Source organism: Deinococcus aquiradiocola (assembly GCF_014646915.1).
Lineage (GTDB): Bacteria > Deinococcota > Deinococci > Deinococcales > Deinococcaceae > Deinococcus > Deinococcus aquiradiocola.
On record NZ_BMOE01000036.1, the window covers coordinates 669 to 869 of the forward strand.

Below are 201 nucleotides of genomic sequence, written 5' to 3' on the forward strand. Positions count from 1 at the left end.
AGGCCTAAGAAAAAAAAGCCCGCTCAGCTACCGGTGCAGCTGCTTTTTGCCTGTACTGGGTCTCTCTGGTTAGACCAGATCTGAGCCTGGGAGCTCTCTGGCTAACTAGGGAACCCACTGCTTAAGCCTCAATAAAGCTTGCCTTGAGTGCTTCAAGTAGTGTGTGCCCGTCTGTTGTGTGACTCTGGTAACTAGAGATCA